Annotated in this window: 18 protein-coding genes; 10 read left to right on the forward strand and 8 right to left on the reverse strand. The window is 65.0% G+C overall.

Going from position 1 to position 18,726, the window contains the following annotated elements:
- Together phaC and fabG are read left to right on the forward strand one after the other, a co-directional pair.
- Window positions 1-1,383 carry a class III poly(R)-hydroxyalkanoic acid synthase subunit PhaC gene (gene phaC, locus ACSC1S_RS07580; RefSeq protein ID WP_435363803.1) on the forward strand — a complete coding sequence of 461 codons (1,383 nt, stop codon included), beginning with the start codon at window positions 1-3 and terminating at the stop codon, window positions 1,381-1,383.
- A gap of 229 nt (window positions 1,384-1,612) precedes the next feature.
- Window positions 1,613-2,356 carry a 3-oxoacyl-ACP reductase FabG gene (gene fabG, locus ACSC1S_RS07585; protein WP_435363804.1) on the forward strand — a complete coding sequence of 248 codons (744 nt, stop codon included), beginning with the start codon at window positions 1,613-1,615 and terminating at the stop codon, window positions 2,354-2,356.
- Window positions 2,357-2,422: 66 nt separating this feature from the next.
- Here fabG and ACSC1S_RS07590 read toward each other — a convergent pair whose 3' ends face one another.
- Together ACSC1S_RS07590 and ACSC1S_RS07595 are read right to left on the reverse strand one after the other, a co-directional pair.
- On the reverse strand, window positions 2,423-3,586 hold the full coding sequence (locus ACSC1S_RS07590; RefSeq protein ID WP_435363805.1) for a hypothetical protein: 1,164 nt from the start codon (window positions 3,584-3,586) through the stop codon (window positions 2,423-2,425).
- Between the two features lie 160 nt (window positions 3,587-3,746).
- The gene (locus tag ACSC1S_RS07595) at window positions 3,747-4,973 is read right to left on the reverse strand and encodes an orc1/cdc6 family replication initiation protein (RefSeq protein WP_261651208.1); all 1,227 of its coding nucleotides are present in this window, start codon (window positions 4,971-4,973) and stop codon (window positions 3,747-3,749) included.
- Between the two features lie 1,299 nt (window positions 4,974-6,272).
- Between ACSC1S_RS07595 and ACSC1S_RS07600 the strand changes: the two genes are divergently transcribed.
- Together ACSC1S_RS07600 and ACSC1S_RS07605 are read left to right on the forward strand one after the other, a co-directional pair.
- On the forward strand, window positions 6,273-7,430 hold the full coding sequence (locus ACSC1S_RS07600) for a thiolase family protein (RefSeq protein WP_435363806.1): 1,158 nt from the start codon (window positions 6,273-6,275) through the stop codon (window positions 7,428-7,430).
- Entirely contained in the window at window positions 7,427-7,786 is a 360-nt protein-coding gene (locus tag ACSC1S_RS07605) for a PhlB family protein (protein ID WP_435318256.1), read from the forward strand. Before ACSC1S_RS07600 ends, ACSC1S_RS07605 begins: the two co-directional genes overlap by 4 nt.
- Window positions 7,787-7,875: 89 nt before the next feature.
- On the opposite strand, the gene ACSC1S_RS07610 is transcribed toward ACSC1S_RS07605, so the two are convergent.
- Together ACSC1S_RS07610 and ACSC1S_RS07615 are read right to left on the reverse strand one after the other, a co-directional pair.
- Window positions 7,876-8,598 (reverse strand): SDR family oxidoreductase, encoded by a 723-nt coding sequence (locus ACSC1S_RS07610; RefSeq protein ID WP_435363807.1) that lies wholly within the window; start codon window positions 8,596-8,598, stop codon window positions 7,876-7,878.
- A gap of 288 nt (window positions 8,599-8,886) precedes the next feature.
- Window positions 8,887-9,771 (reverse strand): DUF7547 family protein, encoded by an 885-nt coding sequence (locus tag ACSC1S_RS07615; protein ID WP_435363808.1) that lies wholly within the window; start codon window positions 9,769-9,771, stop codon window positions 8,887-8,889.
- A 252-nt stretch (window positions 9,772-10,023) separates the two neighbouring features.
- On the opposite strand from ACSC1S_RS07615, the gene ACSC1S_RS07620 reads away from it, so the two are divergent.
- On the forward strand, window positions 10,024-10,704 hold the full coding sequence (locus tag ACSC1S_RS07620) for a DUF7504 family protein (RefSeq protein ID WP_435363809.1): 681 nt from the start codon (window positions 10,024-10,026) through the stop codon (window positions 10,702-10,704).
- A gap of 33 nt (window positions 10,705-10,737) precedes the next feature.
- Here the strand turns inward: ACSC1S_RS07620 and trxA are convergent, their stop codons facing one another.
- Window positions 10,738-11,124, reverse strand: a complete 387-nt coding sequence (trxA, locus tag ACSC1S_RS07625) for a thioredoxin (protein WP_435363810.1) — start codon at window positions 11,122-11,124, stop codon at window positions 10,738-10,740.
- Window positions 11,125-11,277: 153 nt separating this feature from the next.
- Between trxA and ACSC1S_RS07630 the strand changes: the two genes are divergently transcribed.
- From ACSC1S_RS07630 to ACSC1S_RS07640, 3 genes are all read left to right on the forward strand, one after another.
- The gene (locus ACSC1S_RS07630) at window positions 11,278-13,344 is read left to right on the forward strand and encodes a hypothetical protein (RefSeq protein ID WP_435363811.1); all 2,067 of its coding nucleotides are present in this window, start codon (window positions 11,278-11,280) and stop codon (window positions 13,342-13,344) included.
- Window positions 13,345-13,405: 61 nt separating this feature from the next.
- Window positions 13,406-13,804, forward strand: a complete 399-nt coding sequence (locus tag ACSC1S_RS07635; RefSeq protein ID WP_435363812.1) for an acyl-CoA thioesterase — start codon at window positions 13,406-13,408, stop codon at window positions 13,802-13,804.
- Between the two features lie 71 nt (window positions 13,805-13,875).
- Window positions 13,876-14,619 (forward strand): ribonuclease H-like domain-containing protein, encoded by a 744-nt coding sequence (locus tag ACSC1S_RS07640; protein WP_435363813.1) that lies wholly within the window; start codon window positions 13,876-13,878, stop codon window positions 14,617-14,619.
- A gap of 10 nt (window positions 14,620-14,629) precedes the next feature.
- Here the strand turns inward: ACSC1S_RS07640 and ACSC1S_RS07645 are convergent, their stop codons facing one another.
- Together ACSC1S_RS07645 and ACSC1S_RS07650 are read right to left on the reverse strand one after the other, a co-directional pair.
- On the reverse strand, window positions 14,630-15,070 hold the full coding sequence (locus ACSC1S_RS07645) for a TIGR00725 family protein (protein WP_435363814.1): 441 nt from the start codon (window positions 15,068-15,070) through the stop codon (window positions 14,630-14,632).
- Window positions 15,071-15,102: 32 nt separating this feature from the next.
- Window positions 15,103-15,555 carry a winged helix-turn-helix transcriptional regulator gene (locus tag ACSC1S_RS07650; protein ID WP_435363815.1) on the reverse strand — a complete coding sequence of 151 codons (453 nt, stop codon included), beginning with the start codon at window positions 15,553-15,555 and terminating at the stop codon, window positions 15,103-15,105.
- A 324-nt stretch (window positions 15,556-15,879) separates the two neighbouring features.
- On the opposite strand from ACSC1S_RS07650, the gene ACSC1S_RS07655 reads away from it, so the two are divergent.
- A complete protein-coding gene (locus ACSC1S_RS07655; protein ID WP_435363816.1) occupies window positions 15,880-16,779 on the forward strand; it encodes a DUF7847 domain-containing protein in 900 nt (299 codons plus the stop codon).
- A gap of 80 nt (window positions 16,780-16,859) precedes the next feature.
- Here the strand turns inward: ACSC1S_RS07655 and ACSC1S_RS07660 are convergent, their stop codons facing one another.
- Window positions 16,860-17,258 carry a thioredoxin family protein gene (locus tag ACSC1S_RS07660; protein ID WP_435318268.1) on the reverse strand — a complete coding sequence of 133 codons (399 nt, stop codon included), beginning with the start codon at window positions 17,256-17,258 and terminating at the stop codon, window positions 16,860-16,862.
- A gap of 189 nt (window positions 17,259-17,447) precedes the next feature.
- Here ACSC1S_RS07660 and ACSC1S_RS07665 point away from each other — a divergent pair, with 189 nt between their 5' ends.
- A complete protein-coding gene (locus tag ACSC1S_RS07665; protein ID WP_435363817.1) occupies window positions 17,448-18,701 on the forward strand; it encodes a M20 family metallopeptidase in 1,254 nt (417 codons plus the stop codon).
- The last annotated feature ends 25 nt before the right edge of the window (window positions 18,702-18,726 follow it).

An 18,726-nucleotide genomic window follows, 5' to 3' on the forward strand; every position in this document is an offset into this window, starting at 1 on the left:
ATGCAGAACCCGTTCGCAGCGACACTCGACATCCAGCGGAAGGCGTGGGAGAACGCCGCCGAACTCGCCGACAAGGCCAAGAACGCCCCCGAAAGCGCCGAGACCTTCCAGGAGGTCGAGGTCGGCCAGACGCCCAGCGAGGTCGTCTACGAGGAGAACAAGCTGAAGCTGCTCCACTACGAGTCCCGCACCGAGGAACAGCACGACGTGCCCATCCTCATCGTGTACGCGCTCATCAACCGGCCGTACATCCTGGACCTCCAGCCCGACCGGTCGGTCATCCGGACCCTGCTCGACAACGGCTTCGACGTGTACATGATCGACTGGGGCGAGCCGTCGAACCTCGACCGCTCGCTCACCCTCGACGACTACGTCAACCGCTACATCGACAACTGCGTCGACGAGGTCCGCGAGCGCTCCGGCCAGGACTCGATCAACATCCTCGGCTACTGCATGGGCGGTACGATGTCGACCATGTACACCGCGCTCCACCCCGAGAAGGTCCACACGCTCGCGCTCATGGCCGCGGGGCTCTGCTTCGCCGGCGATGCCGGCGTGCTCGAACTGTGGGGTGGCGAGGACTACTACGACCCGGAGAAGGTCACAGACACCTTCGGCAACGTGCCCGCGGAGTTCCTCGACATCGGGTTCGCACTGATGGACCCGGTCCAGAACTACGTGACCAAGTACGTCCGCCTCTACGAGAACGTCGAGGACCAGGACTTCATCGAGAACTTCGCCCGTATGGAGGAGTGGCTCGGTGACGGTATCGACGTGGCCGGGGAGACGTACAACCAGTTCATCAGCGACGTCTACCAGGACAACAAGCTCTACGAGAACGAGCTCTACCTCGGTGGCGAGCACGTCGACATCGACAACATCACGATGCCGGTGCTCCAGATCGTCGCGGAGTACGACCACCTCATCCCGCCGACAGCGTCCAAGCCGTTCAACGACGCGGTACCGAGCGACGACAAGACAATCCTCGAGTTCCCGACCGGACACATCGGTATGTCCGTCTCCTCGCGGAGCCACGCCGAACTGTGGCCGGACGTCTGCGAGTGGTTCGAGGAGCGCATGGTCGAGGACACCGCCGAGGCCGACGCGGAAGCCATCGCCGACGAACTGGCCGAAGAGGAGGCCACCGAAGCCGAGTCCACCGAGGACGAGTCCGTCGAAATCGAGGTCGAGGGGACCGACGAACCCGACCTCGAGGTCATCGACGGCATCGGCCCGTCGTACGCCGAGCGCCTCCGCAAGGCAGGTATCGAGTCCATCGCAGCGCTCGCGGCCGCTGACGCCGACGAGCTCGCGGCCGAGACCGACGTCAACCCGGAGCGCGTCCAGGACTGGATCGCCCAGGCGACAGACCTCGCTGAGTGATACAGCGGGTCGACCGGGATACCGGGGCTCCCCCGACCGGGGCCACTCCGGTTGGCGGTCTGATCCATCACTGACCGCCGCCGGGGGTGACGGTTGGTACCATTAATTACTGAGGAATACTTAAGGTGCTTTTCTACGACAGTTCTCCCACGGACGGACGGCTCAGGTCTCGAGCTTGCATACACAAGCCCAGATGTCACCTGTCGCCGTCTCCGCGAGGTACTCATATATGTCAATGGACGGACGCACGTGCGTCGTAACAGGCGCAGGACGCGGTATTGGAGCTGGAATCGCAGAGCATCTCGGAAGTCAGGGTGCGAACGTCGTCGTGAACTATCGCTCGTCGGGCGGCGGCGCGGACGAGGTCGTCGACCACATCGAAAGCCTCGGTGGCCAGGCCATCACGTCGCAGGCCGACGTGACCAGTCTCGACGAGGTCGAGGCCATGCGCGAACAGGCACACGAGGCCTTCGGTCCCATCGACGTGCTCATCAACAACGCCGGAATCACGAAGGACACACGCTTCGTGAACATGTCCCGCGAGGAGTGGGACCAGGTGATGGACGTCAATCTCGGTGGGATGTTCAACTGCACGAAGACCTTCTACGACGACATCTGGGAGGCTTCCGAGGGGCGTCTCATCAACATCTCGTCCATCGTGGGGAAACAGGGGAACTTCGGCCAGGCGAACTACGCCGCCGCGAAGGCCGGCATGTTCGGGTTCACCCGGACCATCGCCATCGAGCTCGCCTCCGGCGGGTCGACCGCGAACTGTGTCGCTCCCGGGTTCACCCGGACGGATATGCTCGAAGAGGTCCCGGACAACGTCAAAGACCGCATCGTCTCCCAGATCCCGCTGGGCCGGTTCGCGGAGATCGAGGACATCGCCCATCTCGTGGGCTACATCGCCAGCACGAACTCGTCGTACATCACGGGTGAGGTCATCGACGTGAACGGTGGGATGGACCTCTAGGCCACACAGGGACGCACCACTCGTCCGGTCGCTGCCGTCATCCGACGGCGAACGTCGCACGTCTTTTCAGTCGCGTATCATCGACGAGCCGGTCTCTTCGAGAGTGCCAACTCGGTTCCCGGCCGACGCGACACCGTCGACCCAGGCGTCCCACGCTGGACGAGGGGAGCCGTCCGGCCGCCGAAGGCTCATCGTCTCGAACGCCGTCGGGGTGCCGGGCTGGTCGTACACGAACGACCAGATGGCGAGCGCGAGGTCCACGTCGGCTGTCAACTCGAACAGTCGCTCGACGTACCTGGCCTGTTTCGCCTCCGAACTCTCCCAGCCCGAGACGACGGTCTCGGCCGTCCACCCCGTTTCGGTGATGCCGACCGGCCGGTCAGCACGGTCGAAGACACTCGTGTAGTAGTCGTCCGGGATGTCGGCGGGGTCCGTGTAGATCATTCCGGGGAACGTCGTGAACGTGAGCACGTCCACGCTGGGGAAGAAGTCGAGGAGTTCCCAGTTCGCGTCGTCCGGGTCGTTCTCGCCGCCGAAGATACCGCCGCGGAGTCCCCGAAGGCGTTCCAGCTGGAAGCCGATACCGACCGTGGTCTCCGGGACAGCGTCCTTCACCGCTTGCGCGGCGACCTCGACGAGCGTCACGTAGCGCTGGAAGGCGTCGGGGTTCTCTCGGTAGAAGGTATCCACCTCGACGCCGAGGCCGAGGAAGGCAGGGCGGTGCTCGATGGCGAAGGCGCGGGCGAGTTCGACGTTCTCCTCGATGGTCTCCTCGGTCAATGGCCGGTTCAGTTCGCCCGACGAACCGGCGAAGACGTTCACCTCCACGACCGGGGTGTAGCCGAACTCTCCGGCGAGTTGTGCGACCGCGGTCCCGCCACTCTCGGGGGTTCCGAGTTCTGCCCACGGCCCGCCCGAGCGAACCAGGGTCCCGGCCTCGCTCGCCCGGTCGAAGAACTCGGTGAAGTCCTCGCCCGAGTAGCTTCGTGGGGAGAGAGCGACGCCGTAGTTCGTCTGGTCCTGCCGGAGGGACCGCGAGACCGGTTCGTCCTCGGGCGTCGCCTCATCCGGGGTCGCGTCGGTAGTCCCTGGCGTGGCCGTCTGCACCGCCGTCTCGGTGCCGGTGGCAGTCGGTCTGTCGGTCGTCTGGGCGTCGGTGCTGGGCCCACCCTGGCTGCACCCCGCGACGCTCGTCGCGGCAGCCAGCGCGAGGAACCGGCGTCGATTCATGGCTCACTCACGGGTAGCGAGAGCATAGCTTCGATGGGGTATGGTGTGGAGGACGGCTACCTGATGGGCTGCTGGTCGGTCATCGACCTGACGGGCTGCTGGTCGGTCATCGACCTGACGGGCTGCTGGTCGGTCATCGACCTGATGGGCTGCTGGGCGGTCACCGGATGCCGTTCAGGTTCGCGACCGTCCGGAGGTCCGAGAACCGCTCTTGCATGTCGAGTTCGTCCTCCAGTGCGGTGAGCGCGGACTCCAGGGGGACGTCGAGTTCGTACGAGTAGAAGTTCCCGCGCGACCCGGAGCGGTTCTCGCGCGCGGTGAGGATGCCGAGCATCCGGAGGTCGGAGAGGTGGTTGTGGACCGACCGCTGGGCGAGACTGTCGACGCCGTACCCGTCGCAGATGTCGAGGTACCGGTTGTAGATGGCCCGGGAACGCTCGGGGGTGTCGCCCTCGGCGGCGATGGAGACGACCGCGAGCAGGGTGAGATGCCCGTGCTGGGTCAGTTGCCGGATTCCCTCCTCGACACGCTCGCGTTCGAGGACGTGGCGGGCCTCCTCGACGTGGGTCTCGGTGACCGTGTCGTCGTCGGCGTTCTCGGCCTGCTCGGCGGCGAGGAGGAGCAGGTCGAGCGCCTGTCGTGCCGACCCGCGGTCCTTGGCGGCGAGCGCGGCACACAGTCGGATGACCGCATCGTCGTAGGTCCCGTCGCGCAATGCGATGTCCGCGCGCGAGGAGAGGATGTTGTTCAGCTCCTGGGCGTTGTACGGCGGGAACTGCAGTTCGCGCTCACAGAGCGTGTCCTGCACGCGGGGGTCGAGCTGGTCGCGGAACTTGAAGTCGTTCGAGATGCCGATGATTCCGACCTTCGCCTCGGTGAGGTCGCCCTTCGAGCGAGCGCGTGGAAGCTCGTAGAGGAGTTCGTCTCGCTCGCCGATGGAGTCTATCTCGTCGAAGATGAGGAGGATGGTCCCGCCCAGCTCGTCGAGTTCGTCGTAGAGCTTGTTGAACACGGTCTGCTGGGGGTAACCCGTCGTGGATATCTCCGCGCCGTCCGGGCGGAGTTCGTTGACGAGTTCGACCGCGACCTGGTACGAGGAGGACAGGGGCTTGCAGTTGAGGTTGATGACCGAGAGGTCGATGTCCTCGTAGTCGTCCGCGTCCTCCTGCAGCAGGTTCATCAGGTACTCGGTGACCGCGGTCTTGCCGACTCCTGTGTTCCCGTAGAGGAAGATGTTGTTCGGTTCCCATCCGTCGATAACCGGTTGGAGCGCGTCCATGTACGCCTCGATCTCTTCGTCACGCTCTTCGATGCGGTCGGGCTGGTAGCTCTCCCGCAGGGCGTCTTTGTTCGCGAAGATGGCGCGCTTGCGCTCGAACCGGCGCATACCAACCGGGTGTCACTCCGGGTATAAAAGAACCTCCATTGCAAGTGATTCAAGTGTTTCATGTGAATTTACACGGTCGTCACTGCGCAGTGTGCTAGCACAAAACACAGACACACAGACACCACTTTTTCATGTGAAACTAGAGTGAGAGAGTCTAGTAGTAGAACAACACACCACCGTTTCTCGTGAAGCGACGACATGTTCGGGTAGTGGTACCGGTGGAGGACAGCTGATGCGTCATAGTCGTCCGAGTTCCTGACCTGTCTGGCCTACTGAATCAGTATTCTCGTGTTTCTCCGGCCCGAACACACACCACTATTGCAAGTGAAGATGGCAACACGAGCGCTTCTGAATGCGTCTATTCCCAACTTCGTCTCTCAAAGCAAGGAGGAATAATCGAGAGCGTATGGTAGCAACCCACACTCGCCCACCTCAGTACCCCTCCCCACCCACCCTTCTTCACCGCTTCACGTGCAACAGTGGTGTCTGTGTGTCACTCACCACTCGAACCGTGTCGGGAATAGTTCACTTGCAACGATGGTGTCTCTCTCCCGGCACCCCCCTCCCCCACACCGCCATTCACTTGCAACAGTGGTGTCTCTCTCCCCATCGACCGAACCTCGCGTGCCGGCACAGTCACTTGCAACGGTGGTGGGGGGACCCTGTCTCGATGGACCGGTTCACTTGCAATAGTGGTGTGTGTGGCTGGTAGGAGGTGTGTAGCGCGGTCATGGGTTCCACCGGTTCACGTGCATCGGTGGTGGGGGTCCGGCGAGCCGAGGGTGGCGAAACGGATGGGTACTCGATAGTCAGCCACGTAATCGAACTCAATGAGCCATGGGGTCGAACTCAGTGAGCCACGTGATCGAACACAGTAGGCCAACGCGGTTGACCCGAGTGAGCGGGTGGCTCTCCGCAACAGGGGTCTCGGTCGGCCCCGCCGTTCGGAGCGTGCAGACGTGGTAAGGCAAGCTGGCCTGTCGATGCCACCGTCCCGCTCGAATCGTCCACTCCATCGCATCTTTCGAGTCGACGAGGATTCGTCCACTGCACCGCGTCCGCAGAGTGAACGAACTGCACGCAGCGCACTGGCCGTTCACTTGCAATAGTGGTGTGTGGGTGTTGGTGAACCTCGATTTGTGCCGTCCAGTCGCGACCATCCATTCAGCGAATCGTGGCGAAGTCTGCTCCGGCCACCATTATCACTCAAGCATCTGTTCCCGTGAGAAACCATCGCTGACACGGGCAGAAATCCCGAGGTGGCAAAGCACTAAATCGTTGCACTGAGACACGACGAGTATGGAACGCGTAGCAGTCATCGGCGCGTCGATGACCCAGTTCGGGAAGCGTGACGCGTGGATACAGGAGTTGCTCTCGCAGGCGGGCGAGGAGTGTCTCGACGACGCGGGGGTCGACCCCGACGACGTCGACCACCTCCTCGTCTCGAACATGGCCAGCGGGGAGTTCGAGGGTGTAACGGGCATCATGAACGCTCTCGCGCAGGACCTCGACCTGCTCCCGGCGTACACCCAGCGCGTCGACCAGACCTCGTCGTCTGGCGGTGCCGGCATGTACGCCGCGTGGCAGTCGGTCGCCTCGGGGGCGTCGGACATGACGCTGCTCGTCGGCGGGGAGAAGATGACACACAAGACGACCGAGGAAGCGACGGACGTCATCGCCTCCATCACCCACCCGACCGAGTACAAACACGGGCTCACGCTGCCGAGCTTCGCCGGGTTGACCGCGCGACACTACCTGGAGAAGTTCGACGCACCCCGCGAGTCGCTCGCGAAGGTCGCCGTGAAGAACCACAAGAACGGACTGGCCAACCCACACGCCCAGTTCCGCAAGGAGGTCGACGTCGAGACGGTCATGGAATCGCCCATCGTCGCCGACCCGCTCCGGCTCTACGACTTCTGTCCCATCACGGACGGGAGCGCGGCCCTGATGTTCTGTCCGGAGTCGGTCGCCCGCGAGTACACCGACGAATACGCCATCGTCTCCGGCGTCGCAGGCGCGACGGACACCCACGTGGTCCACCAGCGCGAGGACCCGACGGTCATGGGCGGCGTCGTCGAGAGCGGGAAGCAGGCCTTCAAGATGGCCGGGCTCACCCCCGACGACGTCGACGTGGCCGAACTCCACGACATGTTCACCATCCTCGAATTCCTCCAGATGGAAGGCCTCGGCTTCGCCGGGCAGGGTGAGGCGTGGGAACTCGTCGAGGAGGGCTACACCGAGATGGACGGGGAGTTGCCGATCAACACCTCCGGCGGCCTCAAATCGAAGGGCCACCCCCTCGGGGCCAGCGGGGTCGCACAGGGTTACGAGATATACAAACAGGTCGTCGGCGACGCCGACGAGCGACAGATCGACGACGCCGAGGTCGCGCTGGCGTGTAACGTCGGTGGCTTCGGGAACTGCGTCATCACCACCATCATGGAGGCAGCACAATGACGATGGACGCCTACCAGTACGAGGACGGAACGATTCAGTACCCCGGCCACCCGATCGGCCCGGGCGATCAGGAACCGGTCGGCACGGTCGACCTGAGCGAGTACACCGCGGAGATAATCACGTGGACGGTCAGCGCGGCCACGCCGCCGGGCGTCCGCGCCCCGAACCCGCTCGCCATCGTCGAGTTCGACGTCGACGGCCAGTCGGTCCGCGCCATCGGCCAGCTCACGACCGACGAGGTCGAGACCGGTGACACGGTCGAGCCGGTGTACGTGGACGAACTCCGCGACCCGGAAGCGGGCATCCGCGAGCCCGCCAGCCAGGACTGGGACGGGTACCGGTTCGACCCGGTCTGACCGGTCGAGTCCGGTCGGTCAACCCGGGGTGGTCGAGTCCAGGAATCGAGTCTGCGTCGCGGCATCCTGGACACCACCCGAGAGCACGACTACTTCTGTACGAACGTCGGTTTCGGGACCTGCCAGTCGATATCGACGAGCCGCCGCGGCGTTCCGCGAGCCCCCCGACGGCTCACGATCTCGAAGGTGCGGTTCTCGGTCTCCGGCGTGAACAGCGCGGCGGCCATTATCTCGGCCACGTCCCTGCGAGGGATGGTCCCAGAGACGGTGTCGCCGCCCTCACCGACGAGGACGTCACCTCGCGCAGGCGCGTTAGTCAGCCCGCCGGGTCGCAGGATGGTGTACGCCAGTCCGGACTGGCACAGGTGGCGCTCGGATCGGTCCTTTGCGTCCAGTACCCGACCGAGGAGCAGTCTGAACGGGAACGGCATCTTCGGCTCCGAGGTGCCGACACCGATGGACGACTCGTAGACGAACCGCTCGACACCCGCCTCGGCGGCCGCATCGACGAGGTTGATGACGCCCTCGCCGTCGACGAGGTCGCCGCCGAGGAACAGCTTCGGCCCCGGTGCGGTCCCGACGGCACAGATGACCGCATCGACCCCCTCGACGGCCATCGCGGCGTCGTCGGGGTACAGCAGGTCGCCGACCACGACTTCGTCTGCGCCCTGGATTCGTAGGGTCTCGACCGTCTGTGGTGAACGGGTGAGCGCGCGGACTCTGATGCCCGCATCGAGGAGCACGTCGAGGAGTTCGCGGCCGGTTCCGCCGCTCGCACCGGCGACGAGGACAGTCAGCTCTGCTGGGTTCATACCATTATAGACGGTCTCCTGGGGTATCTGGTTTGTGCGCGCACAGTACGGGTCGCAGGTCGCACACGCCACCGGTCGCGGCCGGTGCAGGTCAGGCCGAGACCTGCCCGGTGACGTACTCTGCGGTGACGTACTCCGGCAGGGCCGGCACGTCTGCGATGCCTGCCTGCTCGGAGACGACCGCCGGAATCCCGATATCGCCGGGGAGTAGTCGCCCGGATTCTGCCTTGAGGAGCAGTCGCCCGAACTCGGCCTCCAGGGCGGTCTACAGCAGTGCCAGCGTGAGTCTCAGCGCTTCTCGTCACCCTCGCCGGGGCTCCCGCCGTCGGGTGAGTCCTCGGTATCGTTGCTGTCGGCCCCGTCTGAGGCGTCGCCGGCGGCGTCGGGGAGGTCTGCGTCGTCGGGGTGGGCTGCGTCGTCGGGGTGGACTGCTTCGTCTGTGTGGGAGGGACTGTCGCCCCCGGTGTCCTCCCCATCGGCGGTCGCTTCGTCGTCGTCGTTCCCGTACCGTTCTTTCAGCGTCTCGAGTTCGGCGTCGACGTCTATCTCGATAGGTTCGTCCGTCTCGTCTGCGTCCGGGTCCTGTGTCCCGTCTGCACCGGCGGATTCCGTCCCGTCGTGGACGTCGGCTGCGTCCGTGGAGTCACCGTCGTCCCTGCGCGAGTCGTACTCGTCGAGCGAGTGGTCCTCGCGTCGAGCCCCGCTAATCTCGCGCTGTATCTCCTCGCGCAGCGACCGGGCTTCTTCGAGGATGCCCGCGGCCGTCTCGTTCTCGGGGAGTTCGGTGCCTTCGAGGACGGACTGGAGCTCGGTCAGGGCGTCGCTGACCCGGCTCAGGGTCTCGCGGCTGACGGATTCCGCGCGGGAGCGTGCAGAGTCACCGGCTTTCCGGCCGCGCTCGCTGGCCCGGCGACCGCCCTCTGCGAGCCGGATGGCCCGCTGGAGCGCCTCGAGGAGCTTGATGTTGGTCTCGAGGATGGCGATGGTGGCAGGGATGGCGACCTCGTCCGCGAACTCCATGAACTCCCGCGGTGTGGGGGGCCGAGGGATACCGAGCGGGCCACGGGGAGGACGGGGGCCACGGCGGTCGAGTTCGGCACGTAACTCGCGGAGTTCTCGGGCGAGCGCTGCAGCGTCGTCTGCCAGCTCGCGGTCGTCCGGGGAATCGCTCATACTGTCTCGTTCTCGCGTATGCGACAAAAACTGCACGACAGGCGACCCCGGCCCACGGACTGCCGGGTTTCGTGCAGTGCCATCGGCGAGACAGGTCGAACGGGCCGATTCATCGCGGAAGATGACACTGGTCCAACATTGCCGGAAGTACGCACACCATCTAGAAACGCGGAGGTTCGGACGATGACGGGTTATTATCCTAAACCGCCAGCCACAATATTTATTATATACTATTTCGTCTTTTGTGAAAGAATGAGGACCGAGCACGGCGGGGGCGTCCCGGAGTCCACGGCGTTCGCCCAGACACTGTCGGCGCTCAAGGAGGATGGGAGCAGCATCCTCCTGGTCGGTCGCACGAGTTCGCAGGCACACAAGGGTGCCTGCCGCCGACTCATGGGTGACGACGGCGACGAGCCACGCCAGCGCCTCTACGTGTATACCCTCGACAACGAGAGCTGCGGCCACGGCCCGGATGCCGCCACCGTCGGCAGCACGAAACTCGTCAGCCAGGTGACCGAGGACGGGACCTCGTCCAGCCCAGCAGTCGGCCCGGACGTGGACGAGACCATCGTCCGCCCGGAGCTCCTGAGCACGCTCGGCACCGAGGTCATCGACGCCATCGACGACCTCGCCGAGGACGACCCCACACCGGGGGAGTTGCGACTCTGTTTCGACTCGGTCACACCGCTCCTTCGCGAACACAAATCACAGAACGTCTTCCGCCTTCTCCACATGGTCACGTCCCGCATCAGGCAGGAGCAAGGGATGGGCCACTTCCACTTGCCACTCGACCGTGACAGCGACTACGTCAGGCTACTCGAACCCCTGTTCGATGCCGTCGTCGAGGTTCGCCGTGACGAGGAGACCGAGACGCTCGAACAACGCTGGCACCTCCGGGACCGCGACGCCGACAGCGGCTGGATTCCGCTCTAGGCCGGCGGAGGTGCATGGGGGACCGGCTGCTCCTTACGCGTTCGCTTCGATGAGGTCGACGAGCGTCGACTTCTCCTGCACGCCGACGAGTCGCTCGACGAGTTCGCCGTCAGCGTAGAGGAACAGCGTCGGAACACCGCGGATACCCTCTCCCTGGGCGAGCGACTGGAGTTCGTCGATGTCGACCTTGGCGACCACACCGGCGGTCTCCTCGGCGATCTCGGCGACGACCGGCTCCAGCATCTTGCACGGGCCACACCAGTCGGCGTAGAAGTCCACGAGGACCACGTCGTGCTCGGCGACCAGCTCTTGCAGGTGACTCTCGCTCTCGACGTGAACCGGTTCCGACGGCGACTCCACGTCACCCGACTCCTCGTTGTCTCCAGCGTGAACGTCCTCGCGGCCATCAGATTCGCTCATACCACGTGCTAAGCAGAGTCGTGGTATAACCGTTTCTCGCGGTGTCGGTGGGGTCGCACGACCGTTCGCGAGCGTCCTTTATGTACGTTACAGTGCTCGATATCGAGCGAACCACTATGTCGAGACTCCTCGTACGCGTGATAAGAAGTACCTATGGTCGAAGCCTCGGTGGAACTGTTGGCGAGTATCGCCGTCACCGTCCTCCTCATGCTGATCTTCCTCGGCGTCGTGGTGGCCTGGGACATCGCCCTGGCCCTGCGTGACGTCGCAGAGAAGATCGATTCGCTGGAAGACGACGTTGACGAAGACCTCGGAAAGGTGGACGGGACTCTCACTCGCATCCACGACCGGATGAGCGAGGTTGCCGCCGCCCAGCAGAAGCAGTTCGAGGGTGCGCGGAGTGCCCAGTCGGAGTACCCGCAGGGCGATTTCGGCGGTGTCGCGGGCCGGCAGAACGCGCCCCACGGACAGGCGATGAACGCGCAGTCTCCGTTCGGAGCTCGGTCGAGCACTCGGGCTTCTGACCCGGGCAGAACCCACAACTCAATCGGGGTCGGAGCCCCCAGCCGACGGTCGGTCGGTGCCTCAGTGGGTCGGACCGGGAAGTCACAGTGGTCACCGGACGGCCCCATCGGCAGCTTCCAGATAGCCGACCGAACCATGACGCGGAAGGAGGCGGACTCTCACGGTCTCGACGCGTCGACGGTCGGCGACGTGAGCGCGGAGGACGCAGACGAAGCCGAGGACGACGCGGAAGATGCAGACGGAGCGAAGGACGCTGACGATGCGGAGGACGCAGACGGAGCGAAGGACGCAGACGACGCAGCCACCGAAGCCGACACCGAGGGCGAGCAGGGCGACGATTCGGCCTCGACCGAGGATAGGACTGGCGAGGATAGGCCTGGTGAGGATGACGGTCCTGTCGAGGATGGGGCTGTGGCTGGTGATTCCGACGACGAAGCTGCCGCGAATGACTCCGCAATCGAGGACCCTGCGGAGGTCTCCGACGGTGAAGCCAGTGAGTCCCCCGGGGCCGACGTGACCGACCGAGCCGAGGGAGCGGTCGGCGGGCTCGAAGTGGACAGCGGTGCAGCCGAAGCAGGAGAAGACAGCGACGAGACTGCGGTCGCGAACGACGGGGCCACCGACACCGAGGAAGGCGATGGCGATACCGCGACCGACACCGACGACGATTCCGCCGAGGAGATCCGGCCCGACCGCTCGGCCGCCAGAGCAGTCCAGAATTTCGGCCGAGATGCACGGACGAACCGGCGCTTCGGTCGAGACTCGACCGGCGGGCAGGCTGTCCAGACCGGCAAACAGGACGCGCCAGACGGAGTCGAATCCGCAGAGACCGACGCGCAGCCTGCTGATGAGGACCCAACCGACGACGTGGACACCCAACTCGACTCGCCGGAGGCGTCGGCCACTCCGTCCGACGGGGATTCCAACGTCGGCCGCTTCGAAACCGACGCCGAAGAGCCGTGGTACCGGACCCCGCTGACCAAGCCAGGGACGGCTGACACGGACGAGGAAGCCCGCACGGAGCACGATGGCGAAACCGAACCATCCGAGTCGGTGGGCGCAGCCGACGATTCCGGGACGACGCACGCGTCGTCCGACGGCGGGACCGTTGCAGCAAGCGACGGTGTCGAATCGGTCGAGGCCGCCGCAGCGACGGCACTGACGGAGGTCGACACCGGCGAGCACGACGAGCCTGACGTGCCCACCGAGACCGATTCGGCCCCCGATTCGGAATCCGAGGAAGAGGCCGACGACGCGGGTGACCGGGGCATCGCAGACCTCGTCAACCAGGAGTTGAACTCGTTGACCCAGGAGGTCGGAGGGACCAGCATCTCACCGGACGTGAGCGAGATGCCCCTCCAGCAGGCGACGGAAGAACTCGACGACACCAGCTACGCTTTCCCGCTCTCGGGGCAGGCGTTCGAGGTCACCGCCACGGCCGAGCGAGAGGTCGTGACCCTCCGGTTCACGCCCGGCGACGACCTGGACCTCGGGGGCGCGCGAGAGCGACTCCTGCGGTACCAGCTCCGGAACTACCTCGACGATGCGGACACCCGGCATGCGGAGGTGCTCGTGGACGACGGCGACCTGGTGCTCGAGATACCCGGTGCGACCCCGGAATCGCTGGATAGCTGGGTCGACGCGATGATACAGATCGTCGACCGGACGCTGTACCTGACCGGCAGCGACGACTGAACGGCGTGTCGCGGTCGTCCGGTTCCGAAAGGCCGAGGTACCCTGACGGCGGAGGGCCGGTATGCGCGAGGACCCTTTCATCGTCGATATCGATATACGGTACAACGACGTGGACCTGCTGGGCCACGTGAACAACGCGGTGTACGTGAGCTACCTCGAGGAGGCACGGGTGGAGTACCTCCCCGAAGTACTGGGCGACACCGACGCGCTCGACGGCGTCATCGCCAACCTGGAGATCGACTACCACCGGCCCATCACGCTGGAGGACGACGTCTCGGTCGCCATCGCCATCACCGAGGTCGGCAACTCGACGCTGCACTTCGAGTACGAGGTGCGCGCGTCGGGCGAGGTCGCGGCGACCGCGACCACGGTGCAGGTCGCCTACGACGCTGAGGCCGGGGAATCGCGCGAACTCCCCGAGGCGTGGAAGCAGCGCGTCCGCGAGTTCGAGGGACTCTGAGCAGGGGCACAGGGTGGGTCGGCTGCCACACGGAACGACAGGTTTTCGGCGAACCCAGCCGAGGTTCGCCTGTGCGAATCGAGAACAGTTTCATCCCGGTTCGGGGTGTGGGCGAGCAGACGGAGCGAAAGCTGTGGCGGTCGGGGGTGACCCACTGGGACGACTTCGACGGGTCGGTCGTCGGGCCGACGACGGCGGACCGCATCGAGGCGTTCATCGACGAGGCGAGGGACCGGCTTGCGCGCGAGGACACCAGGTTCTTCGGCGAGGCGTTCCCCACCCAGGAGAGCTGGCGGCTCTACGAGAACTTCCGTGACCGGACCTGCTTCTTCGACATCGAGACCACCGGACTGTCGAAGGAACGCGACCGTGTGACGACCGTCTCGTTCCACCAGGGCGACGAGACCACAACGCTGGTCCAGGGCGACGACCTGACCGCCGAGACCCTCAGTGAACAGTTCGAAGACGCCGCGCTGATGGCGACGTTCAACGGCGCGCGCTTCGACGTGCCGTTCCTCGAGACCTCCTTCGACGTGGACCTCGACCTGCCTCACATCGACCTCATGTACCCGTGCAAGCGCATCGGGCTCGATGGCGGGCTGAAGACCATCGAGAAGGACGTGGGCATCGCCCGTGACGGCCCGGACATCTCGGGACGTGATGCGGTCCGGCTCTGGAACGAATACGAGCGCGGGAGCCAGGAGGCGCTCGACACGCTCGTCGAGTACAACCGCGACGACACCCGTAACCTCCAGACGCTGATGGACATCGTCGCGGACTCGCTCCACGCCGACGTGTTCGAGGCGGAGCAGTAGGAGAGAGCGATTACCGGTTCGATTCGACGTACTCGACCGCTTCTTCGGCCGTCTCGACCTCGTCGAGGCCCGGGACGTCGTGTGTGTTCAGGCCGACGACCGGACGGTCGTACACCTTCGAGAGGGCGATCTCCGAGAGGGTCCCCCACGACCCGTCGATGGCGATGACGGCGTCACCGTTCATCGCGACCATCGAGTTCCGGGCGTGGCCCATCCCGGTCGCGATGGGGATGTCGATGTAAGCGTTCGCGCCGTCGTAGTTCTCGCCGGGCAGGATGCCGATGGTCGTGCCGCCGCCGTTGTTCGCCCCCTCGGCGACGGCGCGCATCACACCGGTCAGCCCCCCACAGATGACCGTGTGGCCCCGCTGGCCGAGGAGGTAGCCGACCTCCTCGGCGAGGTCGTACGATTCGTCCGCGACAGAACTCCCACCGATGACGCTGACTCGCATATCCGAGACGGTGCGGTGGAGTACTACGACTGTTACGAAAGACAGGCGCAGTCGACCGATTCTGGGTCACAGACCGGGTCGGCAGTCGTCGATTCACCCGCGCTTTCCGGCTGGCACACATCCGTGGGACACTCGACCTGCTCAGTCGCGGCTTCCAGGCTCCGGAGCGCGGTTGCCACGTGTTCCCCGCCCGCGGTGAGTCGATACGACGTCGAGGGTGGCGAGGTCGCCCGAACGCGACGTTCCACCAGCCCCGAGCACTGCAGTTCGTCGAGCCGCCGGGAGAGCATGGTCGCGGTCATCCCCTCGAGTTCGGATTCGAGCTCGGAGAACCCGCGCGGGCCGTCGTTCAGCAGGCGGACCACGTGGAACGACCACTTCCGCCCGAGCAGCTGTCGGATGGCGTGCCAGCGTGTCTCCCAGTCGAGACCGGTCGGCGGCGACTCGTCCCGAGCCACCGCCGGTTCGCCGTCTCTGTCGTCCATGTCGCCCGTGTTCGGTCCGTGCACACAAAATGGGTGGTGCCGACTTTCGGCGGCGATAGTTCGGACCCGTTCCGGGAGTCTGCAGGCCTGTTTACACCGATTCGGGGCCATCGTCGAATCGCATGGTACGACCCAACTGTAACTGCTGTTGCGAGACAGTGTCGAACTGCTGTTCGGCATCGGCCGACGACGGCTGTTCCCCGACCATCGTGGTGATTCCAGCGGGGTGCTGTCGGCCTGACGACGCCGCTGCCTGCTGTTGTCGCAGTACCGACTGACCAAAGCATCGTTGTCTTTATCTGTTTTCTTTCAAACCGTATCGGTATGGGAGCTATCGCAGCTGCGAAACACGCCGGACAGTCGTTGATACGGAATCCGGTCATCTTCGTGGCGACGCTCGGTCTCGCGCTCGTCCAGGTCCCCCAGCAGGTCCTCCAGTACAGTGGGCTCACCATCGCCGGGTCGCTGTATAGCTTCGCGACGCTTGCGATCACACCCCTGTTCACCGCCGGCATCCTCTCGATGGCGTACGAGGGGATGAACGACAGCACCTCGCTTGGGACGTTCGTCGATGGTGTCAGGGAGCACTATCTCACGCTGTTTCTCTCGACGGTGCTGTATTCGGCCATCTTCGTCGCGGTCGGCATCGCGGCCATGTTCCTCGCGCTGTTCGTCGGCGTGTTCGCATTCGGAGTGAGTGCCGCAGCTGGGAGTGCAGGGCTCGTCGGGCTGGGTCTCTTCGTCGTGTTCGTCGCCGTCATCGCCCTCGCCATCATCGCCATCTCGATGGTGCTGCAGTTCTACGCGCCGGCGATCGTCGTCGACGACGCCGATATCGGCGAATCGTTCACACGAAGCTATCGGTTCGCGACGGACAACCTCGCCAGTGTCGTCGGGTTCTCCGTCATCAAGGTGCTTCCCGCCCTGTTCGCAGGGGGCGCGGCCGTCGCGCTGGTGCTCACCCGTTACTACGAACAGCTGACCGGCGAGGGGTTCGCCAGTGCCCCTGCCACGACGGGCGCGGCGATGGGCACGGGGTCGCTCTACGGTGGGCTCTCGGTCGCGACGTTCGTGGCCCTCGTGCTGTTGGGTATCGCCTCGACCGTCCTGCTCAGTGCGTTCACACAGACGTATCTGGTGACCTTCTACGTCGAACAGACCGACAGCGAACAGCGTGGTGTTCGCGGGTACGAGGAAGAATACGACCTGCCGTCCGGCTACTGAGCAGCGGTCACTGTCTTCAGGCCGCGGGTACGAGGAAGAATACGACCTGCCGTCCGGCTACTGAGCAGCGGTCACTGTCTTCAGGCCGCGGCTTCGACCGCGGCGACGAGTTCGCTCTTGTCCTTCAGGCCGACGAGGCGCTGGACCGGTTCGCCGTCTTTGAACACGAGCATGTTGGGGATGCTCTGGACGCCGAACTGTCCGGCGAGCTGTTGCTGCTGGTCGACGTTCACTTTGAGCACCGCGGCGTCGGTCTCCGTGGCGACCTCGCCGATGTACTCGCCGAGCGCGATACACGGGCCACACCAGTCGGCGTAGAAGTCCACGAGGGCCACGTCGTACGTGTCGACGAGTTCCTGGAAGTGGTCGGGGCCGTCGACCTGCACCGGTTCGTCGGGGGACTCCGCGCCGTCCTGCTCGGAGATGAGCTGTTCTCGTTTCGATTCGCGAATCTCATCGCGTTCGTCGGTGGACGTCATTACAGACTGGAGTACGACCCGAGGGTACAAAACGGTTTTGGGAATTTAGAACAAGACTAGTCTTCGGAGAGGCCTTAAGAAACGATAATGAGTGTGAAAAGCAGAGTGGTTGTGCCCATTCTAAGCAATACTTTTGGTGCTCTCGGGCGTACAGTCACGTATGGGTAGACGACACACTGGTGGTCCGGAATGACGGCAGCCACCGACGCGGTGGTCGCAGCGGCCACCGATACCGACCGGCTGGTCGACCGTGCGCTCGACCTGCTGGCGTTCGAGACGCAGAACCCGCCCGGTGAGACCGTCGCGCTGGTCGACCACCTCGAGGAGTTCTTTGCAGACCTTGGCTACCGGACGACACAGGTCGTCGCCGACCCCGCGAAGCCGAACCTGCTCGCGACCCTGCCCGGCGCGAGCGACACGACGCTCTGCTACATGGGCCACGTCGACACCGTCCCGTTCGACCCCGGCGAGTGGACCCGCGACCCGCTGGGCGAGTACGACGACGTGGAAGAGCGCATCTACGGCCGCGGTGCGACCGACATGAAGGGGCCGCTCGCGGCCATGCTGGAGACGGCCCGGGCCTTCGCCGAGGCCGAGGCAGAACCACCCGTCACACTCCTGTTCGCCGTGGTCAGCGACGAGGAGACCGGGGGCCATGCCGGGGTTCGCGCCATGGTCGAACGTGACGCCATCGCGGCCGACGGCTGCATCATCGGCGAGACAACCTGCGAGAACGGTCGGCACTCCGTCACGGTCGCCGACAAGGGGAGCATCTGGCTCACGCTCGAGGCCTCCGGCGACGCGGCCCACGGCTCGCGCCCGATGTTCGGCACCAACGCCATCGACCGGCTCTACAGCGCCATCACCGACCTGCGACGCTACCTCTGCACGGTCACCTTCGAGACCGACCCGGCCGTCGCAGACGTGGTCGAGGAGTCGGTCGAGTACTACACGCCGAGCCTCGGTGCCGATACCGCCGCGAACCTGTTCGCCCACCCGACCTGCAACCTCGGCACCATCGAGGGCGGCGAAGCCATCAACACGGTCCCTGAAAACGCCCGTGCAGAACTCGACGTGCGACTCTCACCCGGTGTCGACACAGCGGCCGTCATCGAGACCATACGGGACCGGCTGGACGACCACGAGGGCGTCGTCGTCGCCGACTGCGACTGGAGCGTCGGGAGCTTCACGCCAACCTCGGACCCGCTGGTTCCCGCGGTCGCCGAAACCGCCGAAGCCGTGACCCAAAACCGCGTGTTCCGACGCTCCGCGACCGGGGGCGGTGACGCGAAGAAGCTCCGCAACGCGGGGATTCCCTCGCTGGAGTTCGCGCTCGGAACCGACACGGTCCACGGCGTCGACGAGTTCACGACCGTCGCGGCGTTGCGGGCGAACGCAGAGATCTACGTTCGGGCGGCGTACGCGTTCGCCGAACGGCTGTAGCGCGGAACGAGTGTCGCCGCTGAAC

It is taken from the genome of Haloarchaeobius pelagicus (genome assembly GCF_051207375.1).
Taxonomy (GTDB): domain Archaea; phylum Halobacteriota; class Halobacteria; order Halobacteriales; family Natrialbaceae; genus Haloarchaeobius.

Excerpts from the sequence above, each read along its gene's own strand:
- ACSC1S_RS07610 (WP_435363807.1), bottom strand. The coding sequence starts at position 8,598 with ATGAACCCAGCAGAGCTGACTGTCCTCGTCGCCGGTGCGAGCGGCGGA.
- ACSC1S_RS07630 (WP_435363811.1), top strand. The coding sequence starts at position 11,278 with ATGGTCGAAGCCTCGGTGGAACTGTTGGCGAGTATCGCCGTCACCGTC.
- ACSC1S_RS07660 (WP_435318268.1), bottom strand. The coding sequence starts at position 17,258 with ATGACGTCCACCGACGAACGCGATGAGATTCGCGAATCGAAACGAGAA.
- ACSC1S_RS07600 (WP_435363806.1), top strand. The coding sequence starts at position 6,273 with ATGGAACGCGTAGCAGTCATCGGCGCGTCGATGACCCAGTTCGGGAAG.
- ACSC1S_RS07605 (WP_435318256.1), top strand. The coding sequence starts at position 7,427 with ATGACGATGGACGCCTACCAGTACGAGGACGGAACGATTCAGTACCCC.
- ACSC1S_RS07615 (WP_435363808.1), bottom strand. The coding sequence starts at position 9,771 with ATGAGCGATTCCCCGGACGACCGCGAGCTGGCAGACGACGCTGCAGCG.
- ACSC1S_RS07655 (WP_435363816.1), top strand. The coding sequence starts at position 15,880 with ATGGGAGCTATCGCAGCTGCGAAACACGCCGGACAGTCGTTGATACGG.
- trxA (WP_435363810.1), bottom strand. The coding sequence starts at position 11,124 with ATGAGCGAATCTGATGGCCGCGAGGACGTTCACGCTGGAGACAACGAG.
- ACSC1S_RS07635 (WP_435363812.1), top strand. The coding sequence starts at position 13,406 with ATGCGCGAGGACCCTTTCATCGTCGATATCGATATACGGTACAACGAC.
- ACSC1S_RS07650 (WP_435363815.1), bottom strand. The coding sequence starts at position 15,555 with ATGGACGACAGAGACGGCGAACCGGCGGTGGCTCGGGACGAGTCGCCG.
- fabG (WP_435363804.1), top strand. The coding sequence starts at position 1,613 with ATGTCAATGGACGGACGCACGTGCGTCGTAACAGGCGCAGGACGCGGT.
- ACSC1S_RS07620 (WP_435363809.1), top strand. The coding sequence starts at position 10,024 with ATGAGGACCGAGCACGGCGGGGGCGTCCCGGAGTCCACGGCGTTCGCC.
- ACSC1S_RS07665 (WP_435363817.1), top strand. The coding sequence starts at position 17,448 with ATGACGGCAGCCACCGACGCGGTGGTCGCAGCGGCCACCGATACCGAC.
- ACSC1S_RS07590 (WP_435363805.1), bottom strand. The coding sequence starts at position 3,586 with ATGAATCGACGCCGGTTCCTCGCGCTGGCTGCCGCGACGAGCGTCGCG.
- ACSC1S_RS07595 (WP_261651208.1), bottom strand. The coding sequence starts at position 4,973 with ATGCGCCGGTTCGAGCGCAAGCGCGCCATCTTCGCGAACAAAGACGCC.
- phaC (WP_435363803.1), top strand. The coding sequence starts at position 1 with ATGCAGAACCCGTTCGCAGCGACACTCGACATCCAGCGGAAGGCGTGG.
- ACSC1S_RS07645 (WP_435363814.1), bottom strand. The coding sequence starts at position 15,070 with ATGCGAGTCAGCGTCATCGGTGGGAGTTCTGTCGCGGACGAATCGTAC.